Origin of the sequence: Streptomyces sp. NPDC048331, from assembly GCF_043201215.1 — a bacterium.
In the GTDB taxonomy this organism is placed as follows: Bacteria; Actinomycetota; Actinomycetes; order Streptomycetales; family Streptomycetaceae; genus Streptomyces.
Genome location: NZ_JBICYT010000009.1, coordinates 181,602 through 199,367, shown reverse-complemented (window position 1 = coordinate 199,367; position 17,766 = coordinate 181,602). Strand labels below are relative to the sequence as shown.

19 protein-coding genes and 1 pseudogene are annotated in these 17,766 nt (G+C 71.0%); 14 read left to right on the top strand and 6 right to left on the bottom strand.

What is annotated here, in order from left to right:
* The first annotated feature begins 119 nt into the window (after nt 1-119).
* From ACGFYY_RS16260 to ACGFYY_RS16250, 3 genes are all read left to right on the top strand, one after another.
* Entirely contained in the window at nt 120-749 is a 630-nt protein-coding gene (locus ACGFYY_RS16260) for a hypothetical protein (RefSeq protein WP_393709885.1), read from the top strand.
* Between the two features lie 498 nt (nt 750-1,247).
* Complete coding sequence (locus ACGFYY_RS16255) at nt 1,248-1,511, top strand: hypothetical protein (protein ID WP_365270436.1); 264 nt, start codon at nt 1,248-1,250, stop codon at nt 1,509-1,511.
* Nucleotides 1,508-1,873 (top strand): hypothetical protein, encoded by a 366-nt coding sequence (locus ACGFYY_RS16250; protein ID WP_393709883.1) that lies wholly within the window; start codon nt 1,508-1,510, stop codon nt 1,871-1,873. The genes ACGFYY_RS16255 and ACGFYY_RS16250 overlap by 4 nt, the downstream gene beginning before the upstream one ends.
* A 550-nt stretch (nt 1,874-2,423) precedes the next feature.
* Here ACGFYY_RS16250 and ACGFYY_RS16245 read toward each other — a convergent pair.
* Nucleotides 2,424-2,780: a PRC-barrel domain containing protein gene (locus ACGFYY_RS16245; protein WP_393709881.1), complete on the bottom strand. Its 357-nt coding sequence runs from the start codon at nt 2,778-2,780 to the stop codon at nt 2,424-2,426.
* A 296-nt stretch (nt 2,781-3,076) separates the two neighbouring features.
* Nucleotides 3,077-3,523, bottom strand: coding sequence for a hypothetical protein (locus ACGFYY_RS16240; RefSeq protein WP_393709879.1), 447 nt, complete (start codon nt 3,521-3,523; stop codon nt 3,077-3,079).
* A 136-nt stretch (nt 3,524-3,659) separates the two neighbouring features.
* Here ACGFYY_RS16240 and ACGFYY_RS16235 point away from each other — a divergent pair.
* A pseudogene (locus tag ACGFYY_RS16235) lies at nt 3,660-4,035 on the top strand (Sua5 family C-terminal domain-containing protein); the annotation flags it as partial.
* Here ACGFYY_RS16235 and ACGFYY_RS16230 read toward each other — a convergent pair.
* Nucleotides 4,022-4,657 carry a carbonic anhydrase gene (locus ACGFYY_RS16230; RefSeq protein WP_365270448.1) on the bottom strand — a complete coding sequence of 212 codons (636 nt, stop codon included), beginning with the start codon at nt 4,655-4,657 and terminating at the stop codon, nt 4,022-4,024. The pseudogene ACGFYY_RS16235 and the gene ACGFYY_RS16230 sit on opposite strands and share 14 nt — an antisense overlap.
* 483 nt (nt 4,658-5,140) lie before the next feature.
* Between ACGFYY_RS16230 and ACGFYY_RS16225 the strand changes: the two genes are divergently transcribed.
* Both ACGFYY_RS16225 and ACGFYY_RS16220 read left to right on the top strand, forming a co-directional pair.
* Nucleotides 5,141-5,926, top strand: a complete 786-nt coding sequence (locus ACGFYY_RS16225) for a hypothetical protein (protein ID WP_393709877.1) — start codon at nt 5,141-5,143, stop codon at nt 5,924-5,926.
* A gap of 272 nt (nt 5,927-6,198) precedes the next feature.
* The gene (locus ACGFYY_RS16220; RefSeq protein ID WP_393709875.1) at nt 6,199-6,708 is read left to right on the top strand and encodes a hypothetical protein; all 510 of its coding nucleotides are present in this window, start codon (nt 6,199-6,201) and stop codon (nt 6,706-6,708) included.
* Between the two features lie 690 nt (nt 6,709-7,398).
* Here the strand turns inward: ACGFYY_RS16220 and ACGFYY_RS16215 are convergent.
* A complete protein-coding gene (locus tag ACGFYY_RS16215) occupies nt 7,399-7,719 on the bottom strand; it encodes a hypothetical protein (protein WP_393709873.1) in 321 nt (106 codons plus the stop codon).
* Nucleotides 7,720-8,143: 424 nt separating this feature from the next.
* Here ACGFYY_RS16215 and ACGFYY_RS16210 point away from each other — a divergent pair, with 424 nt between their 5' ends.
* From ACGFYY_RS16210 to ACGFYY_RS16190, 5 genes are all read left to right on the top strand, one after another.
* Nucleotides 8,144-9,001, top strand: a complete 858-nt coding sequence (locus tag ACGFYY_RS16210; protein WP_393709871.1) for a class II aldolase/adducin family protein — start codon at nt 8,144-8,146, stop codon at nt 8,999-9,001.
* Nucleotides 9,002-9,010: 9 nt separating this feature from the next.
* On the top strand, nt 9,011-9,766 hold the full coding sequence (locus ACGFYY_RS16205; RefSeq protein WP_393709869.1) for a TetR/AcrR family transcriptional regulator C-terminal domain-containing protein: 756 nt from the start codon (nt 9,011-9,013) through the stop codon (nt 9,764-9,766).
* Nucleotides 9,763-10,638, top strand: coding sequence for an alpha/beta fold hydrolase (locus tag ACGFYY_RS16200; RefSeq protein WP_393709867.1), 876 nt, complete (start codon nt 9,763-9,765; stop codon nt 10,636-10,638). Before ACGFYY_RS16205 ends, ACGFYY_RS16200 begins: the two co-directional genes overlap by 4 nt.
* 454 nt (nt 10,639-11,092) lie before the next feature.
* Nucleotides 11,093-11,893, top strand: coding sequence for a hypothetical protein (locus tag ACGFYY_RS16195; protein ID WP_393709865.1), 801 nt, complete (start codon nt 11,093-11,095; stop codon nt 11,891-11,893).
* A gap of 282 nt (nt 11,894-12,175) precedes the next feature.
* Nucleotides 12,176-14,023 carry a hypothetical protein gene (locus ACGFYY_RS16190; RefSeq protein ID WP_393709863.1) on the top strand — a complete coding sequence of 616 codons (1,848 nt, stop codon included), beginning with the start codon at nt 12,176-12,178 and terminating at the stop codon, nt 14,021-14,023.
* On the opposite strand, the gene ACGFYY_RS16185 is transcribed toward ACGFYY_RS16190, so the two are convergent.
* Nucleotides 13,989-14,393, bottom strand: a complete 405-nt coding sequence (locus ACGFYY_RS16185; protein ID WP_393709861.1) for a type II toxin-antitoxin system PemK/MazF family toxin — start codon at nt 14,391-14,393, stop codon at nt 13,989-13,991. The genes ACGFYY_RS16190 and ACGFYY_RS16185 overlap by 35 nt on opposite strands.
* Nucleotides 14,394-14,945: 552 nt before the next feature.
* Between ACGFYY_RS16185 and ACGFYY_RS16180 the strand changes: the two genes are divergently transcribed.
* From ACGFYY_RS16180 to ACGFYY_RS16170, 3 genes are all read left to right on the top strand, one after another.
* Entirely contained in the window at nt 14,946-15,242 is a 297-nt protein-coding gene (locus tag ACGFYY_RS16180; RefSeq protein ID WP_393709860.1) for a hypothetical protein, read from the top strand.
* Nucleotides 15,243-15,585: 343 nt separating this feature from the next.
* Nucleotides 15,586-15,876, top strand: coding sequence for a hypothetical protein (locus ACGFYY_RS16175; protein WP_393709858.1), 291 nt, complete (start codon nt 15,586-15,588; stop codon nt 15,874-15,876).
* 626 nt (nt 15,877-16,502) lie between these two features.
* Complete coding sequence (locus tag ACGFYY_RS16170) at nt 16,503-16,967, top strand: hypothetical protein (protein ID WP_393709856.1); 465 nt, start codon at nt 16,503-16,505, stop codon at nt 16,965-16,967.
* Between the two features lie 192 nt (nt 16,968-17,159).
* Here ACGFYY_RS16170 and ACGFYY_RS16165 read toward each other — a convergent pair whose 3' ends face one another.
* Nucleotides 17,160-17,756 carry a hypothetical protein gene (locus tag ACGFYY_RS16165; RefSeq protein WP_393709854.1) on the bottom strand — a complete coding sequence of 199 codons (597 nt, stop codon included), beginning with the start codon at nt 17,754-17,756 and terminating at the stop codon, nt 17,160-17,162.
* Between the last annotated feature and the right edge of the window lie 10 nt (nt 17,757-17,766).

Genomic DNA, 17,766 nt, shown 5'->3' with positions numbered 1-17,766 from the left:
CAACCGGGCCATCTGGCGCCGACTCTCCGGGCGGAGGATCATCCGGTGGGTACGGGCCGCCGATCGGCGGCTGCCGGCCGAGGGCCCGGTTCGAGCGGCCCGGGGGGGGAAAGGCACGTATGTCCGCTGCGGAACAGCTCAACTGGGCAGCCCTGTTGCAGTTCGACCAGGAGCGGCAGCTGGAGAGCTGCCGGCACGACGCGGAGGCCGCCGGCCGCCGGGGGGACGATCCGGCCCGGGCCCAGTACCTCCAGGAGGTCACCCAGCTGGACATGCTGCCCAGGCTCTGGGAGTTCGGGGCTCCGCTCACCGAGGAGGAGTACGAGGACGCGGGACGGGTGCGGTCATGGATGGCCCACGAGCAGGCGACGGCCCGTCACGAGGCACTGTCCCGGCACCCGTCGCCGCCAGGCTGGAGCCGGGACCCTCACATCCGGTACTTCTGGTCGCCGGACGGCCACCTCATGTACGTGACGACGGCACGTGACGACGGCCGGTTCGTCGTCAACCACGGTTTCCTCACCCCCGGATGGGCCGACCGGCTGCGCCGGGACATGCCCCGGCTGGCGCACCTGGTGACCCTGTACGAGCGGAACCAGAAGGCGGGCCGGGGCCACGAGGGAGCCCCGGCCGGCACGCCCCTCACGGGCATCGGCATGCCGGAGCCGCTGAGGCTGTGGCGTGCCCGCGTGGAGGACGTGCTGCGGCGCAGGGCGGCGGAGCAGACCGCGGCCGGCACCGCCGGGTGACGGACGGCGGCTCGGCCTGCCCGGTCACCGCTCCTGCGTCCGCACGACCCCGACGGCTTGCTGCAGGGCGGCCCCGGCCCGCTCGGGTACGCAGAGCAGCTCGCAGGCCCCGTCGATCAGCTCGAGCTTCTCCGCCGTGTCGAGCAGCGTCTTCTCCCGGGCAAGCCTGACGGGGATCGCTTCGGACTCCGCACTGCCCTCTCGCCTCTTCGTGGAGGGCCTGGGCCTTGGCGATGCGGACGGCGCAGACAGCTGTCCACGTCCGGACGATCGCGCCGCGTGCCGAGCCGGAGACATAGGAGCGGTACGCCTCGCCGACGAGGGGCCGCACGTCCGGATTGAACACGCGGTGACGCGCGCTCCTCAAGGTCGATCATGTTGGCCCTCCCGGCGCGTCCGTCCTTTCGGCCCCGGGACGATCCCGTCCTCCGCTCCCGGGTCCCGGTCGGCCTCCCCTTGTGCTATGTCCTGGTACCACGAGGTAGCTACAGTGTGGATATGGCGAAGCAGACGAACATCCGGCTGGACGAAGCTGTCAAGGCAGCCGCCGAGGAGCGAGCCAAGCGCCGCGGCATGACCTTGCAGGGCTATGTGGCCGATCTGATCGAGGCCGATGTGAACGAGTCGCGCGCCGCCTTCATGGCCGGCGCCGCGGCGTTCCTGGCCGCGTACGCGGACGAGTTCGAGGCAGAGCTGGGTGAGGACCGGTACCCCGGGCTTCCCCAAGGGCTCGAGGAGCACGCTCCGAGGGACGCCGCGTGAATCTCCGCATCGATCTCGCCTGGATCTTGGCAGTGGCGCAGCAGATTCCGGGCGATCCCCTGGTCGTGGACTACGGCGTCCCGGTCGCGGCGGAAGCACGTCACCGGGCGGAAGTCCTGGACCACGAGGTATATCCCGAGCCTCACCACAAGGCGGCAGCGCTGCTGTGCGAGCTGGCGAGGAATCCCAGCCTGGAGGTGAGGAACCTCCTCTTCGCGGCCACGGTGACCGCGGCCTACCTCTCGGCGTGCGGGCTTCAGGTAAGTCCTGGACTGGACAGCGTCCTGCCCTTGGCCCGCGCCGCCCGGGACGGGCTCCCGGTGCGTGAGGTCGCCGCGCGGATCAAGACCTGGACGAGTTGATCGGGCAGAGTCGTGTGCGGGCGTCCACCGGCCGGCGGCACCTGGTCAGAGACCGGAGTGCGGCGTCATTCTCACCGGGCCCGGTCTCGCTCCCCGGTGCTCGTGGCTCGTCCGGGTCGGCCGGCGATGTCGGTGACCAGCGCGCGGATCCGGGGGGAGCTCGGACGTCCTCGGCGGACCGCTGATCCGCCTCCACCCGGTCCATCACCTTCTCGAAGGACAGCAAGGCCACGCGGCTGCGGCGCGGGCCCAGCCCGGTCCGGGCCTCCTGCACGGGGAGCTCCCTGGCATCCGCGCGCTCGGCGCCGTGGTGCAGCGGGGTGATCCGGGTCGGTACCCGCGCCACACCCCAGGACCGCGGCCGGCCGGGACCGCCGCGACGGAGCGCGGCAGGGGAGCCGGTCGGAGGTGTCGGCCGGCGCCGTTGCGGGATGGGCGGCGGGCCGCTCGCCGCAGTGACCAGGTGTGGGCATGCGTGTGGGGTGGCAGCCCGGTGGCTGCCGCCCCACACCTACGCCGCCCGAACGGCACTGGTTTCACAGGGCTGGTCTCAGAGGCGGTTCGACAGGTCGCCGTAGTAGCCGCCGACCTGACGGTGATACTCCTCGTCGCCGAGGTGCTTGTCCTTCTCGAACTCCGGAGCCGCCTTGATCTGCTCCTTGGTCCAGCCGACGTAGATCTTCTCCTCCTGCACGTCGACACGGTCGATCGTGCCCGCCGGCAGGAGGACCTCCTTGCCGAAGATCCACGGGCCGGTGTCGACCACGACGTACGACGAGCCGACCTCGTCGGAGTGCTTGTCGACCTTCCCGATGGAGCCGTCGGCCGCCTCGACCTTGTAACCCGTCAGGTCGCCTCCGACCGTACGGCCGGACGTCTCGCGGCAACCCCACACATTCTCGGTCATAGCAACAATCCCTCCACGTCATCTCCTCGGAGCGCGCGCCTCCGATCCCACGGGCCCCGCCACCGTCGCACGCGCGCCTGCCCCGAAAGGCTCGGCCGAACCAGGCCGCCGCCGGATTCCGAGGAGACCGTGTCCTCGACCCGGACCCGCTGTGCCGGGAGGACACCCCGACGAGTTGACGGGCGAACATGCGACGTCGTCGGAGCCGATGCCGACGGAATCGGCCACCGTGGGAACACGTGCGGGTGCGGTGCACGGCCCCCTCCCGGCCCGGGGCGGCACCTTGTTCGCAGGGGTCAGCCGAGCAGGCCGCGGCCCGCACTCGGCCGGCTGAAGTCGGGCATGGTGGTGGAGTCGGCGAGGATGTCCAGGACGGTCCGCCGGTGACCGGAGAAGCTGGTGCGCGCCCTCTCCCTCCCGTCGTCGGCGTAGCCCTTGACCCACTTCGCGCCGGCCCACTTGCCGGTGTCGGCGGTGTCGGCGGTGAAGTCCTTGAAGGCGGACCCCTGGCCGGCTGCGAAGTCCTGATGCTGGGTGGGAACCTCGGAATACAGGCGGACGACCGGCTTCCCCATGCCGCGGTCCGGCCAGTCGACCCTGACCGAGGCGATCCTTTTCAGACCGGTCGCCTTCAGGGAGTAGGTGGAGCCGTCCATCGGCAGGACACAGCTGTCACCCGTGTGACCGCTGCCGCTGAACAGGGTGACCTCGGGCCGCACCGGCCGCCGGGCAGAATCGGACATCGTGCTCTCCAGGGGGTTGGGGACCTCACATCTACCCCATCACGCACTCTCCGTAACAGATGAACACATTCCGTGACGATATCGACGGTGGGGCGAGTCGTCGCCCAGGGATGGTGACCCCTCCCCCGCACTCGGGATGCCCGGCCGGCATCCCTCCCGCTACGCACCGCGGGCGCGGGGCGTTCTCGTCGAGCCGGAGAAGGTCGTCGCCGGAGCCGAGCTCGCCGGGAGGAGGGGCACCGGGTCGGTGTCCTTCTTGCTCCGCCCCTCGCCGGAGCGACGGTCGAAGCACATGCCGTGGTGACGCTGCCGCAATCGTCGGCGGCCTACGCACGGGGGCTGTACGGGTACGGGTTCCTGCGTGAGCTCGACCAACAGGGGTGCGACCTCATCGTCGCGTCCCTGCCGGCGGAGGGGGTCCGGGGCCGGCGATCGCCAACCGGCTGCTCCGGACTGCGGGGCCCCGAGCTCCCGTCTACGCGGACACGGCCGGCCGGGTCAGGACGCGGTGAGGACCGCTGCGTCGAGGCCGCGGGTGGCGATGAGCTGGGCGCTGCCGTCGGTCAGGCGGTAGGAGAGCCCGACCACGGCGGTCCGGCCGGCGGCCACCGCCTCGGCCAGGACGCGGGAGCGCTCCAGCAGCAGGTCCACGGTGTGTTCGATGTGCTCGGCCAGGATCTCCTCGGCGCTCTCGCGTCCGGCGGCGCGGGCGGCCAGCACGCTGGGGGTCACCCGCTCGACGACGTCACGGACGAAGCCGCCCGGTGTCCGTCCGTTTTCGAGAGCCGAGCAGGCGGCGGCGACGGCGCCGCACGAGTCATGGCCGAGGACGACGACCAGCGGCGCGTTCAGGACGCTCACTCCGAACTCGATCGAGCCGAGGACTTCGGTGCCGGCGACGTGTCCGGCGGTGCGGACCACGAACAGGTCGCCCAGGCCGCGGTCGAAGATGATCTCGGCGGCCAGCCGGGAGTCGGAGCAGCCGAACAGCACCGCGAAGGGCTGCTGGGACGGGGCGGTCTCGGTACGGCGGGTGGCGTCCTGGTTCGGGTGCTCAGGGGTTCCGGCGACGAAGCGCCGGTTACCGGCCATGAGCAGGTCGAAAGCATCACGGGGCGTCGATATCTGGGTCATGGTCGCAGCCTACGAGGCGGTGGTCCCCACCGCTCGGCCTGGTGGCCACGGGCACGCGGTCCGGGACTCGCCCCGACCACGGCTGCCGACTGCCGGCTGCCGGGACGAGCACGAGGCCACCCGCCGCCGATCCGGTCGGCGAGCGGTGTGACCGTACGATCGACCGGGTCGCCGCCTTTCAGGACCGCTGGGGCGGCCTCGCCCTACCACCGGCCCCGTTCCACGAAGACGGCCCGCGCATCCTGGCCGCCGACCGTCCCGAGCAGAGGCCCGCAGAGGCTGGGTGTTCCGGCACGGACTGCCGGGTGTCCATGGCACGGACGGGTGGGTGGAACCCCTCGCCCCGGCCGCCCGTGCCCGTCGGTTTGCCACGACCATCACGAGGATCGAGGGCAAGGCCGTGGAGCTCGCTCTGAGCGGGGTGTGCCGGGCAGTCCGGGCCCCGTTGGGCAGGCCCGTCACGCCAGGTGCGACTCTGGGCGGATGCACGAGACAGCTGCCGCACCGGCGACCGCTCGGTGGCGCCTCACCACGGGCGGGGAAGCCGACTGGTTGCGGGACCTGACCTGCGATGACGGACTGACAGGGTTCATGCCGCCGGCGCTGCCCGACGCGGTCTGGGTGCTTCACTCCATGTATGAGCACGAGCTCGGACCGACGTGCATGTCCTACGTCGAGTACGAGCGGCGCGTACTACTGGGGGGCGGGCCCGAGATCGTCCCAGGTCTGGACCCGGCAGACGTGATGGACGCGGTCCCCGGTGAGCCCCGCGGACCACGTTGGCGCCGACTGCGATGGACGACTCTCGCGGGCCGGATCGGTGACCCGACCGTGCCGGAGGGGCGCCTGCCGTGCCACGGCTCTTTCCCCTCGATCGAGCCGCGCCCCTGGCCGGTCGGAATCCAGGTCCCACGCGAAGGCAGCATGGACCGGGCCGCCTGGAACCGCCTGATCACGATCCTCACCGAGCACAGCCGGCAAGGCCCCGACACCCGCTGCCTGGCCTACTACAGCCCGCTGCTGCACGGAGCCGAAGACTTCGACAACCTACACATCCGAACCGGCGCGCTCGCGGATGCCCACGTGCTGTACGACCACCCTGAGGAGGACGGCTGGAGCCCGTCCAACTTCTGGCCGCGGGACCGGTCCTGGGTCCTGTGCACGGACTACGACCTCTGGGCCACCAAGGTGGCCGGCCCGACCGCGCTGATCGAAGCTCTCCTCGACGACGGGGACCTCGAAGCCGTACGGCTTCCATGGGCCACCTGACCGGCCGGGGCGGAGCTGTGCATCGGAGTTGTCCGTCCGCGCCACCCGTCGTGCGAACCATCCTGAACGGGCCCCCGGCATCGCCGGGAACTGCCGTTCGCCTTCGTGCGGAACTCTGCCACCTGACTTTGGTCCGACCGGCTGGATGTGCCGGTGGTTCGTGCCGGGGTGCTCCGCGGCGCTGCGGAGTCGAGGTTATGAAGGATATCGAACGGAATCGGATGAAAGTTCGCCATCCGATCATCCCCCCACATCGATCTCAGGAGTCGCAGATGCGCCCCATCAGAGCCGCCTGCCTCGGCACGGCCACGCTGGTCACCCTGCTCGCCTGCACCCCCGTCGCGGCCGCCGCGACGGACACCGGTTCCGCCCAGGCCATGGACAAGGCCCGGACCATCACAGTCCTGGGCGAGGTGCAGCAGCTGACCCGCTTCCCCGTCGCCACCGGCAGGGTCTCGCAGGGCGATCAAGTCGTCGTCCGCTCGGTCCTCACCGACGAGGCGGGCAACCCGGTCGGCGAGACCCACGGCACCTGCACCACCACCCGGGGCATCGTCAACCCGGGTGACGTGGAAGCGGAGCAGTGCCTCGTGACCTACGTCCTCCCGGGCGGCCAGCTCACCGTGCAGGGAATGTACTTCAACTACCTCGACCAGGGTCCCTTCGACAACGCGATCACCGGCGGCACCGGGGCCTACAAGAAGGCTCGCGGCTGGGTCCACTCCGACACGATCCAGACGACCCCCACGGTCAAGAGGCGCTTCACGATCCACCTCGTCTGACGGACCCGAACGTCCGCATCACCCCGGAATCCGGCCTCCTCCCCTCGCGTCGCACCATCGGAGACGGTCGTACGAAAGGAAGTACGGGGCACGGGGACGTCCAGGGCGACTCACCCTTCAGATCGTCAATCGCACCGACGACACGAGCGGTTCGTGGTGCTTCCCCGCAGGTGGGTCGTGGAGAGGACGCTGAGCCGGCTGATGCTCTCGCGCGCCTTGCCCGGGACTGCGAGACCCGGCCCGAAAGAGGCGATGCCGCCGTCCTGTGGTCGATGACCATGCTCACGGGACACCGCCTCGCCCGCCACCGGAGCCGAATCGTCACCCGGCGGCCCGCCTCGGCGTGAACACGCCGGGCCGCTCATCGGCCGGCCGGCCCCGCTCCACCAGCCGCTTCCAGGCCCAGCCGCACGACCAACTCCCGCGCCCGCACCCGCAGCCCGGACCCCGCCCCCTCCGCCTCCGCCTCCGCCTCCGCCTCCGCCTCCGCCACCGACCTTGAAGCGGCGTTCGCCGCCCGGCCTCTTCGCCGGGGTCCGGCGCCGCCGACGCACCGGCGGACGCGGGAGCTGTCACCCCGCGTCCCTTGGCCGAAGGTCTTGTCGATCAAGAGCTTCGGGCTCGCCGGGGCTTCCTGGGCTCCAGGTACGGGAACGCCGCCGCAGTCGTAGGCCGGCTGCCGCGGCCGTCCTACACCTCGCCCGGATGTCCGGGGTCGACGACGAGGACCTCGTCGTCGCGCGTCTCGACCACGAACCCGGCCGTACGCAGCGCCGCCACCACCGCGAGGCCGAAGGCGTGCCGCAGACCGGGCTGCACGGCGGGATCGTCCAGGTCCGGGGGGAGGGTGCCGGGTTCACGGCTGATCGCCACCGGCCGCCATCCGACCATCACCCCCCGGGCATGGCGGATCAGATGCACACCGTCCCCGCCGGGCCCGGAGGGCTCGAAACCGGCCCCGGCCAACGCGGCACGCACGCACAGCAGGAACTCGTCCTCGTGAGCATCCATGTGACGGACTGTAGAACCAGCGGCGCGCTCGGCCGGGCCGGACACCGGCGAGCCTCCTGTGTCCTGACGGTGGAGGTAGCGTGCTGTGCAGGTGCGGTGTCCTCACGCCCCCACGTCGTACGGTCACAGGGGCGGGGCTTGGCGGGCGCGGGGTCGAGGGGACCGGTTGCGGAATCGCCGAAGGTGACCGTCGGCTCCCAGGCGGACGACGTGTGCGCGGCCGAGCCGCCTGCTCGGGCGACCGCCACGACGGGGGTCACCCGCGCCTGACGGCCACGGCTCCCGCGACTGCTGCCTCCGTGTTGCTCGAGCCCACCGACCGAGGCTGCCTTGACCTCCTTGAACATCTCCCCCGGGTCTTGCGCAATGCGTCCATCGGACGCATGATATGCGTCCGATGGACGCACAAAGGGAAGAGGGCGACATGGAGGAACCGACGGCCGACCGCATGACCGAGGGCGGCACGGCAACGGCCGGTGCGGTTTGCGGCCTCCGCGGCAGCGCCTTCGTCCCGCGTCAGGAGGACCTGGAGCTTTCGCTGCCCCCGGTGTTCGACGACCCGGACCAGGAGCGCGAGCACCGCAAGCAGCGACTCGCCGGAGCCTGCCGGATCTTCGGCCGGTTCGGATTCTCCGAAGGCGTGGCGGGTCACATCACGGTGCGCGACCCCGAGTACCCGGACATGTTCTGGGTCAACCCGTTCGGCATGTCCTTCCGGCACATCCGGGTCTCCGACCTGCTCCTGGTCGACCACGAAGGCCAGGTACGCCACGGCCGGCGCCCGGTCAACCGGGCGGGATTCGTGATCCATTCCGCCATCCACGCGGCCCGTCCCGACGTGGTCGCCGCCGCCCACGCGCACGCCGTGCACGGCAAGGCCTTTTCCAGTCTCGGCCGCCTGCTGGACCCGATCACCCAGGACGCCTGCGCCCTGTACGAACAGCACACCGTGCACCGCGACGGCGCCGGTGCCGTGGTGGTGGACGAGGAGGCCGGCCGGCAACTCGCCGCCGGCCTCGGCCCGCACAAGGCGGTCATCCACCAGAACCACGGCATCTTCACCGTCGGCGAGTCCGTCGAAGAGGCGGCCTGGTGGTTCATCTCCATGGAGCGCAGCGCCCAGGCACAGCTGCTGGCGCAGGCCGCCGGCACTCCGCTGCTGATCGATCCCGAGGCCGCCCGGCACACCCGTGACCAGACCGGCTTCCCGCTCGCCGGCTGGTTCTCCTTCCAGCCCCTCTGGGACGAGATCGTCCGCACCGACCCCGACCTCTTCGAGTAGGGCACCGACATGGCAACCGCCTCCGACCACCCCGCGCCCGCCGGCGTCTCCCCAGGTCCCGCGGCACCCGGTTCCGCCTCGTGGTGGCAGGCACGCTACGCCGAGCGCGACCGGCGCCGCCCCCGCACGGGCGGGCTGACCCTCGCCCGGATCACCGCGGGCGCGCTGGAACTGGCCGACCGCGACGGGCTGGACGCCCTCACGATGCGCAGCCTCGGGGAGCACCTCCAGGTCCGCCACACCTCCCTGTACCGCCATGTGGCGAGCCGGGAGGAGCTTCTGATCGAGACGGTGGACCACATGCTGGGCGAGATCAGGCTGCCTTCCCTCGAAGGGGACTGGCGGGCCGGTCTGGAGCAGGGGGCTCGGGAGTTCCGCCGGGTCCTGATCGCCCACCCGGCCCTCGTACCGGCGCTGACCAACGGTCAGCTGCTCGGCCCCAACGCCCTGCGGGCACGTGAACACGCCCTCGGGCAGCTCCTGGCCCAGGGGTGGGCCCCCCGTACGGCCGTGCACGTCTACCTCACGGTCACCCACTTCGTGATCGGCTCCGCCGTGCTCGACACCGGTGGCGCGGCGCGGACCGGCCCGCAGCGCGCGGCGATGGCGGAGCTGTTCGCCGGCCTCTCCCCCCTGACGCACCCGGTCGTCCGCCGCCACGCCGACCTCCTCAACTCCCCCGATGGCTCCGAGGAGTTCGCGTTCGGGCTGCGCGTGCTGCTTTCGGGGCTCGGCCACCTGCACACCGAGGAGGTCGGAAAATGAAGAGCGCTCGGGTCCTGCCACCACTGGACGAGTGGACCCGGGGCGGCACCCGCGTCACGATCGGCGGCCACGGGGTCTTCGTACGCCAGGACGGTCCCCCGGACGGGGTGCCGGTGACCCTGCTCCACGGATTCCCCACCTCCTCGCACGACTGGGCGGCCGTCGTCCCCTCCCTCACCGCGGCCGGACTGCGGGTCACCACTCTGGACTTCCTCGGCTTCGGGGAGAGCGACAAACCACGCCGGCACACCTACTCGGTGCTCTACCAGGCCACGCTCGTCGAGGAGGTGTGGCGGCTGTGCGGTATCGGACGCACCGCCCTGGTGGCCCACGACTACGGTGTCAGCGTGGCGCAGGAGCTGCTGGCCCGGGATCCGTCCCGGGTCACCCGCATGGCCTGGCTCAACGGCGGGCTCTACCCCGACCTGCACCGCCCGGTGCTGACCCAGCGCCTGCTGCACGGCCCGCTCGGCCCGCTGCTCGCGCCACTGACCACGCGCCGCCGGTTCGGCGCCGCCCTGCGCGGTGTGCTGGGGCGGGAGCTCGGCGACGCGGATGTACGGGAGTTGTGGGCGGCGGCGTCAAGGGCGGGCGGGCACCGGCGCGCGCCGCGGGTGCTGCGCTACATCGACGAGCGCCGCCGCCACGCCGAGCGCTGGACAGCCTCCCTGGAGGAGTACCCCGGCCCGACTCGCTTCGTATGGGGACCGGCCGATCCCATCAGTGGTGCTCATGTGCTGGCGCGGATCCGCACCAGGCTTCCGCGCGCCGGCGTCGTCGAACTCGCAGGACCGCCCGCGGTCGGGCACTACCCGCAGTTGGAGGATCCGCGGGCGGTGGCCGACGCACTGCGTTCCTTCCTGGGCTCCTGAGGTCCACCGCCGGCGGCGGACGGGGCTTCCGGGCCACCAGCCGGAGGGCTCTCCGATCCCTCAGCCCTCGGGAGACCACGTCGTCTTCGAGGTGCGTCCGGACGCACCGTAGCGGTCCGGAGGGGACGGCAGGCGCAGGCCGCCGCGCCCTCGGGCCTGCCGTACTGCCGTTCTGCCGGGAGCGCACGCCGGTCGAGCGGATGTGCTCGACCTGACGACCGGCCGTTCCCGGACCGGCTTGCCCGTCCGGCCCTCACCCCGACCACCCCCCGAAGGTGATCGCGGAGCGGGACCGCCTCACCGGCGGCCGCCTCTGGTCCGAGTGGGGGAAGCGGTGTCCCTCGTCGGGAGGCGAGCAAACGATTCCGTCCTTCCGTCCGCCACCCGGCACGGAAACGATCTTCTCGCCCCGGTCGGCCGCCGGGATCCGACCCCTTCACTGAAGGTGGCCCCTGTGGTTCTCGTCATCGTCGTCGCCCTCCTGGCCCTGCTCGCGGGACTCGCCGCCAACCGCTGGCTGCGGCCACGGCTGGTCGACTCGGCCGACGACGAGGGCATGGCCGTCAAAGACCTCGTCGGCCCCCTGCTGACCATGACCGTCCTGCTGCTGTCCTTCGTCCTGGTCACCGCCAACGGCTCCTACGGCAAAGCCGAAGTCGCCTCGCGCGGCGAGGCCCGCGCCTTGGACCAGCTCGTCGAGACCGCCGAGTACGCCCCCGCCGCCGAGCGCGCCCGCGTCCAGGCCGCCGCCGTCTGCTACGCCCGCGCCGTCCGCGCCCAGGAATGGCCCGCCATGGCCGATGGCAACGGCTCACCCGCACCCAGCGTCTGGTCGACCGACGTCCGCCAGTCCTTCAAGGGCCTGGCCGGCCAGCCCGTCTTCGGCATGCTCGTCGCCGCCGACAACAAACGCTCCGACGAACGCGAGGAACGCCTCACCCAGGCCACCTCCAGCATTCCCCCCGTCATCTTCTGGTTCCTCCTCGCCACCCTCGTCATCACCGTCACAGCCCTCGGCATCTGCCTGCCACGCAAGAACAACCGCGGCCAGATCGTCACCCTCGTCGTCATCACCGCCCTGCTGACCACGGCTCTGGTCATCATCCGCGACGTCGACCGCCCCTTCGGCGGCATCATCGACATCACCCCCACCGCGATCACCGAGACCGAACGCCAGGCCCACCGCGACTTCACCACCAACCACCCCACCACCGACCTGCCCTGCGACCACAACGGCAACCGCCACGCCGCCTGAGCCCAAGACCACGGTCAGTCGCGGGAACGTCGGTTGCTCGGAGGCGAGAACGCTTCTCGCGACGTGGGAATGCTGTCGCTGAGATGGGGTTCTGGCTCACTTTCCGTGGAGCTTGCACCCTGAGTGACGGTTGCGCCGGCTGCGGCGGCTGGTCCGAGTGTGTGCACGGCTCCTGTCTGCGTCTTCCTGCCGACGTGCGCAGCGCAGGCGGGCGACCTGGCTGGTGGCGCGTCTCCGCACGCGTGCGATCATGCTGTTCGCCGACGTGGCTTGGAGGGGCGGATGGCCGGCGTATGGGTGACGGTGTGTCTGCCGGGCGAGGCCGCAGGCGATATCGAAGGGGCGCTTGGAGAGGCCCTCGCGCCCTTCTACCTGGACACGGCTGACAACCCCGTCGACCGTGGCATGTGGGACGCACGCCGCATCAGCGGAGGCAGCTTCGGCATGGGTTTCGCGGTTGCCCCTGGACACATGGGCGATCCCGGACTCATCCACGACGACCCTGGATACGACGGTTCGCCCCGTCCCAGCGTCCCGGGCGTCTGCGCCGGAGGACCGCGTGCTCTGCTCGATTTCTCGCAGCCGAACCTTGCCCACGAGTGCGCGGTCGCCGCGTCCTGGGACCTGTGGCACAGCCTGTCCGCCCTTCACCCTCCGGCCATTGCCCTCGCGGTCTTCGTCGACCGCTGGTGGAACGATCCCGACGCGTTCCCCGGTGACCGGTGGGGAGACGAGATGCTCTCCGCCTACCGGGCTCAGCCGCTGATCAGGGCGTACCTCGACCACCCCTTCAGCCTCAACATGAGGCATCTGGGGTTCGTGGGCCCTGTCGGTCCCCAGGAGCACCCGGTGATCGGCTACGACGGAACCCGTGCCGAGTACATCCGTGGGCTCACCAGGTCACACCCGCCGGACACGGACGTGCTCACGCTTGCGGCGGGCCGTGCTTGTGTTCTTCAGGGAGAGGTCGCCCCACGGGCGGGATGCGGACCGCCGGGGGCGTGGACGGAACCGCTGTCGGATGCGGAGGCTACGGTCGGCGGCGTACGACCATCAGCAGCAGGAGACCTCATGCCGTCAGGGCACATACAGCAGGACACCTCGCGGCGCCCGGCTGGGCCGCGCCCGTTGGCGCCGATCCCCTTCGATGTCGAGGCGGTCTTTCCGGAGCTTGCCGGCACGGCGCGCACCACCACGCTCCTCTACCCCCGGGCCGGGCGACCGGGCCCCGGCGACAGCTCCATCGGCGGGCCCCTGCTGTGGCCGGCCGACGAGCCCTGGCCGACGTGCGCCGAACCGGACCACTACAAGCCGCTCGACGCGCCTGTCGGCCCCGACCCGGTCGCGATGGTCCCCGTGGTCCAGCTCTACGCACGGGACGTGCCCGGCCTCGTCTACCCCACCGGCACCGACCTGCTCCAGATCCTGTGGTGCCCGCTCGTGCACGAGGACGACCAGCACGCGGCCAACCCGCGCCTCCACTGGCGCAACACGGCACTGACGGCCGCCGACGTCGCCGACGGGAAGCCGCCCCGCCCGCACACCGCCGAGCAGGACTACCTACCCCGCCCGTGCACGGTGTCCCCCACACCGGCCGTGGAATACCCGATCTGGGACCTGCTGGACGGACTCGGCGAGCAGCTCGGTGAGCGCTTCGAGGCCCTCCGGGAGGAACGCGGATTCGGCTACTTCGAGGTGGCCACCACCCAGCAGAGCAAGGTCGGCGGATATCCGAGCTGGACCCAGCCGCGCGACCGGCCCGACTGCGCGGGCTGCGGCACGCGCATGGAACACCTGCTCAGCGTCACCGCGACCGAACCGGGTTCGGGCCGTTGGCTGCCCCTGGACGAGCGGAGCCCCGGCCAGGGCCGAGGCGGATCCCGCCGCCCTCGACACCTTCGGACACCACATGTACCTGGGCGGCGGGGGCATGGACTTCTTCGCCTGCCGCACCTGCCCGAACACCCCCTACACCCACCGCTACGACCGCTACGACCGCTGAGCGATCGTGAGGGGCACCGAGGAGACAGCCGGCAGCGTCGATCATCCGGACGAGACCCACCCTGCCGTCGCGGGCGTCCGTTTCCTTCTTCGCCTACCCGAGTCCACCGAGACGGTGGGCGTTCCTGATCTCGCTGAGCTTCGCGGTGCTCACCGGGGCCCACTCCTTCGCCTGCTCACCGAGACGGAGGGCGTTCTCGATCTCGCTGAGTTTCGCGGAGGACAGGGCGCCCGCACGCTCGATCAGGTCGTCCCGGGACACGTTGGTCAGCCACGTGCAAGGGGTGAAGCCCGGACGCGGGAACGCGAACCGAAGCACGCCTTCGAAGGGCAGTCCTTCCACGGCGCCTACTGCCACCTCGACACCCAGACCGGTGATGTCGACCCCCGCCCGAGCGACGACCTGCATCACCCGGATCCCGGACGCCTCGTCTCCCGACAGCAGCACCACCGGACGCCGCTCGTCGAACTCCACCCACCAGATTTCGCCACGTTGCACGTGTCCTCCTGACACAGGACGGCGGGCGGACCTGCGCGAGTCCGACGCGCTTGGAGAGGGGTGCGACCACCCGTTGATCATCGATGCGTGGAGACAAACGATCATGCGGTGGCCGCGGGTCACAGCGTAGACCCCGCCCGCTTGCAGGAGGCGTTCGCAGGCCTGACGAGCCGGATGGCAGGACGGTTCACGCCTGTCGAACCCCCGTTGCCACGTACGAAAATTGGTGCTCGAACTGCCGTCGGACCGGGGCCGGGTGGGCAGCGCGTGGTCCCGCTGTCCCGGAGCAGCCGGACATGGACCGAGGTCGACATCTGCGGGTGGTCGAGCATCCGGTCGGCCGCCTCCGAACACGTCCTCGAATTCAACGTGTAGCTCGACCGCCCGCCAGATGGGCTGCTCAGGCTCCCGTCACGGCCCTCGCCTTCCCTCCCTCACGCACGGTCGGACGAGGTCCCCGCACGGCACGCCGGAGTCGGCGTCCCCCTGCACAGCCTGACCGTATGTTAGGGATATGAGCGGAAAGATCCGCTGAGCAGGAGGTATGTCAGGATGCGTACGACTCTTCTTCGTGTGGCGACCGTGCTGGGTGGCGCGGCAGTCGTGGCCGCCGTCGGCATCGGTACGGCCGGCGCCGACGGGGTGGGCAGCGCAGGTATCGGCAACCATGGCGTCGGCAACGCCGGTGTCTTCAACGACGGCGTAGGAAACGCCGGGGCCTTCAACAACGGCGTAGGAAACGCCGGCATCGCCAACTGGGGGCTGGGCAACGCGGGCATCGCGAACACGGGCATCGGCAGTCACGGCATCGGCAACTCCGGCGTCGGCACCGCCGGCATCGGTAACTGAGACGGCCGACGGGCCCGCACGACCCATGGGCACGATGCGCCCGGCTGCCGGCCGGGCGCATCCACCTGAATCCCGCCCTTCACCGGCGCATCCACCTGAGCCCCGCCCTTCACCGACTGCCCGCCGGCCCAGGTGTTTGACGTCCGGCGGTGGGCCCGCGAGAACGGGCCGATCGCCCGAGCGGGCAGCGGGGCAACGGCACGGGCGGGCCGAGTCACGCCCCCGCCCGCGCCGGCGGAGGCGTTCCCGGGGAGGAGATGAGCCGCTCTCCACCAGGCGGCCGACCGAGGCGTCCCACGGGCCTGCCGCGAGCCGGAAGGGCCTTGCCGCTTAGGATCCCGACGTGGAAATCGAACTGTCCGACGTGCTGGACGAACTGGTCGAGCTGCAGGAAGCATCCGACGATGCGCACGCCGAGTTGATGCGCCTTCAGGAGAACCTCGGCGACTCGGCTCAGTGGACCGAAGAACAGCAGGTGACCTGGCGGGACGCGTGGGAGGACGCGCGCGAGCCCTGGTGGCTGCTGGATACGGCCCTGGACCACTACGCGGAGACGATCGGTCTGGAGCGCGACGAGCTGGAGGCCAGGGTGCGGAAGGCCGCAGGCCGCGCCCCTCTACCGGACGAGACCTGACAGACCACTGCCGGTCGACTCTGTGACCACCCCCTCGATCGCGAAACTTGAGGCCTCGCCGTACTCGTGACCGTCGGCCGGCCCCGGCGCCCGGGTGACACCGCGGCCGGGCGGCCCGGGGCGACGTCCCGGGCTCACGGCTTCCCCCACCACCACGGGGAAGCGCACGCCGTCCCACGAGTGTCCCGGGCCGACTCCGCCACATCCCTGCGCGCCGCAACATCCCTGCGCGCCGCGACATGTGATGATCCGACACTCGTCGCGCTACGGAGCCGACGCCTTTCGCCGGTGTACGGAAGCAGCCGCCCGCACTCCTGGGTGCTCCGAGCATGGACCGCCCAGCGGGCGGACACCTACCGCCGGCCGGCACTCGGGCAGGACCGTCACGTCGTCCAGGTGCGGCGGTTGATCGCGATCGCATCGATCACCTGCCGGTGATCCCACCCTCGCCCACCGCGCGTCGGTCGACGACACGCATCACCCACGACCCGGCGATCGGTAAGAACGACCTGATCTGCTGTGCGCGCTGGGGCACTCCCCTCCCACAGGCCTCTACATGTGTAGAGTGCGAGGCATCATCCTCTACCGATGTAGAGGATGGCTTCGTTCGACTTCAAGGAGCCACGGTGAACGCAACCGTCACACCCGTTCTCGAGCACAGGCCCCGGCCCAAGCCGCTACGTCCCTTCAGAGTCGGGGCCGGCGGCTTTCTCCTTCTGGGCACGGGCCACCTCTCCCTCACGGCCGCGACGGCGCTGGGCGATCCGACCCCCCAGCAGCGAGCCTCCTCGGAAGCCATGCGGGAGTCGAGCACGACCCTGCTCGGTCTGGAACGGAGCACCCTCGACGTCGTCGAGGGCATGAGCCTCGCCATGGCCCTGTTCGTCGTCGTCTGCGGGCTCCTCGCTCTCACCGCCGCTCGGCACGCCCCGGCACTGATCGAACGGCGCACCGCCTTCGGCTGGATCGCCCTCGTCGCCTCACTGGTGGGCTTGGCGATATCCGTCCTGCTCCTCCCCGTGCCGCCGATCGTCGTCCTCGCCGTCACCAGCTGCGCGTTCGCCCTGTCCCTGCGCCGAGCAACGCCCTGATCCGGTCACGGTGGGCGCGCAGCACCCGCCCCCCGTCGGTCGGCCCGGCCACCCCGCCACACCGGCCGGACAGCCATGCGCACCGCACTGCCCCCTTGACCCCGACAGACCGAGGCGGCGGTCGGTCCCCGGCACTTCTGCCGGGAAGGTGAAATCGTCCGCTCCTCGCAGAGCCTGCCGCGAAGGATGACGTCAGGGGCAGCTCTCGCCGAACTTGACGACGCCGACCGAGATCTTCTCCGTGACAGGTACGGCCTTGTTCTTGGGGTCCTGGTCGCAGATCTTCCAGTTCGTCAGGAGCAGTACAGTGCGTCCCTGGCCGCTGACGTCGTGGAACGAGGTGGCCTTGTAGCCGTCGGCGAACCCTGCCGTCTTGAGGGCGTCCACGAGCAGATCGCCCGACTTGCCGGTCATATCCGGGACTTGCGCCGTCTGGGGCGCAGCTTCCGGCGTCGGTGACGCTTCGGGCGCCTTGGCCGCTACCGGCGGGGGTGCGGTGACCGTGACAGTCGCGGTGACAGTGACCGTGACGGTGGGGGTGGGCTTCGCCTCGGAGGGCTTTGCCTCGGAGGGCGACACCACCGCTGCGATCATCGTGACGATGAGGAAGAGGGCGACCATGCCTCCGCAGCCGAGAACGGTCTTGTGCTTGGCGTTGAGCTGACCGGCGGGCTTGTCGGCGCCGCCTTCCGACGGAGCGGGAAGGGTGAAACCGACCGCTGGCGCTTCGGGGACGGGAGCGCCGTCCGGCTGCTGGTGGTTGCCGGGGGCAGGGGTGGGCATGGTCATCCATTGCTCC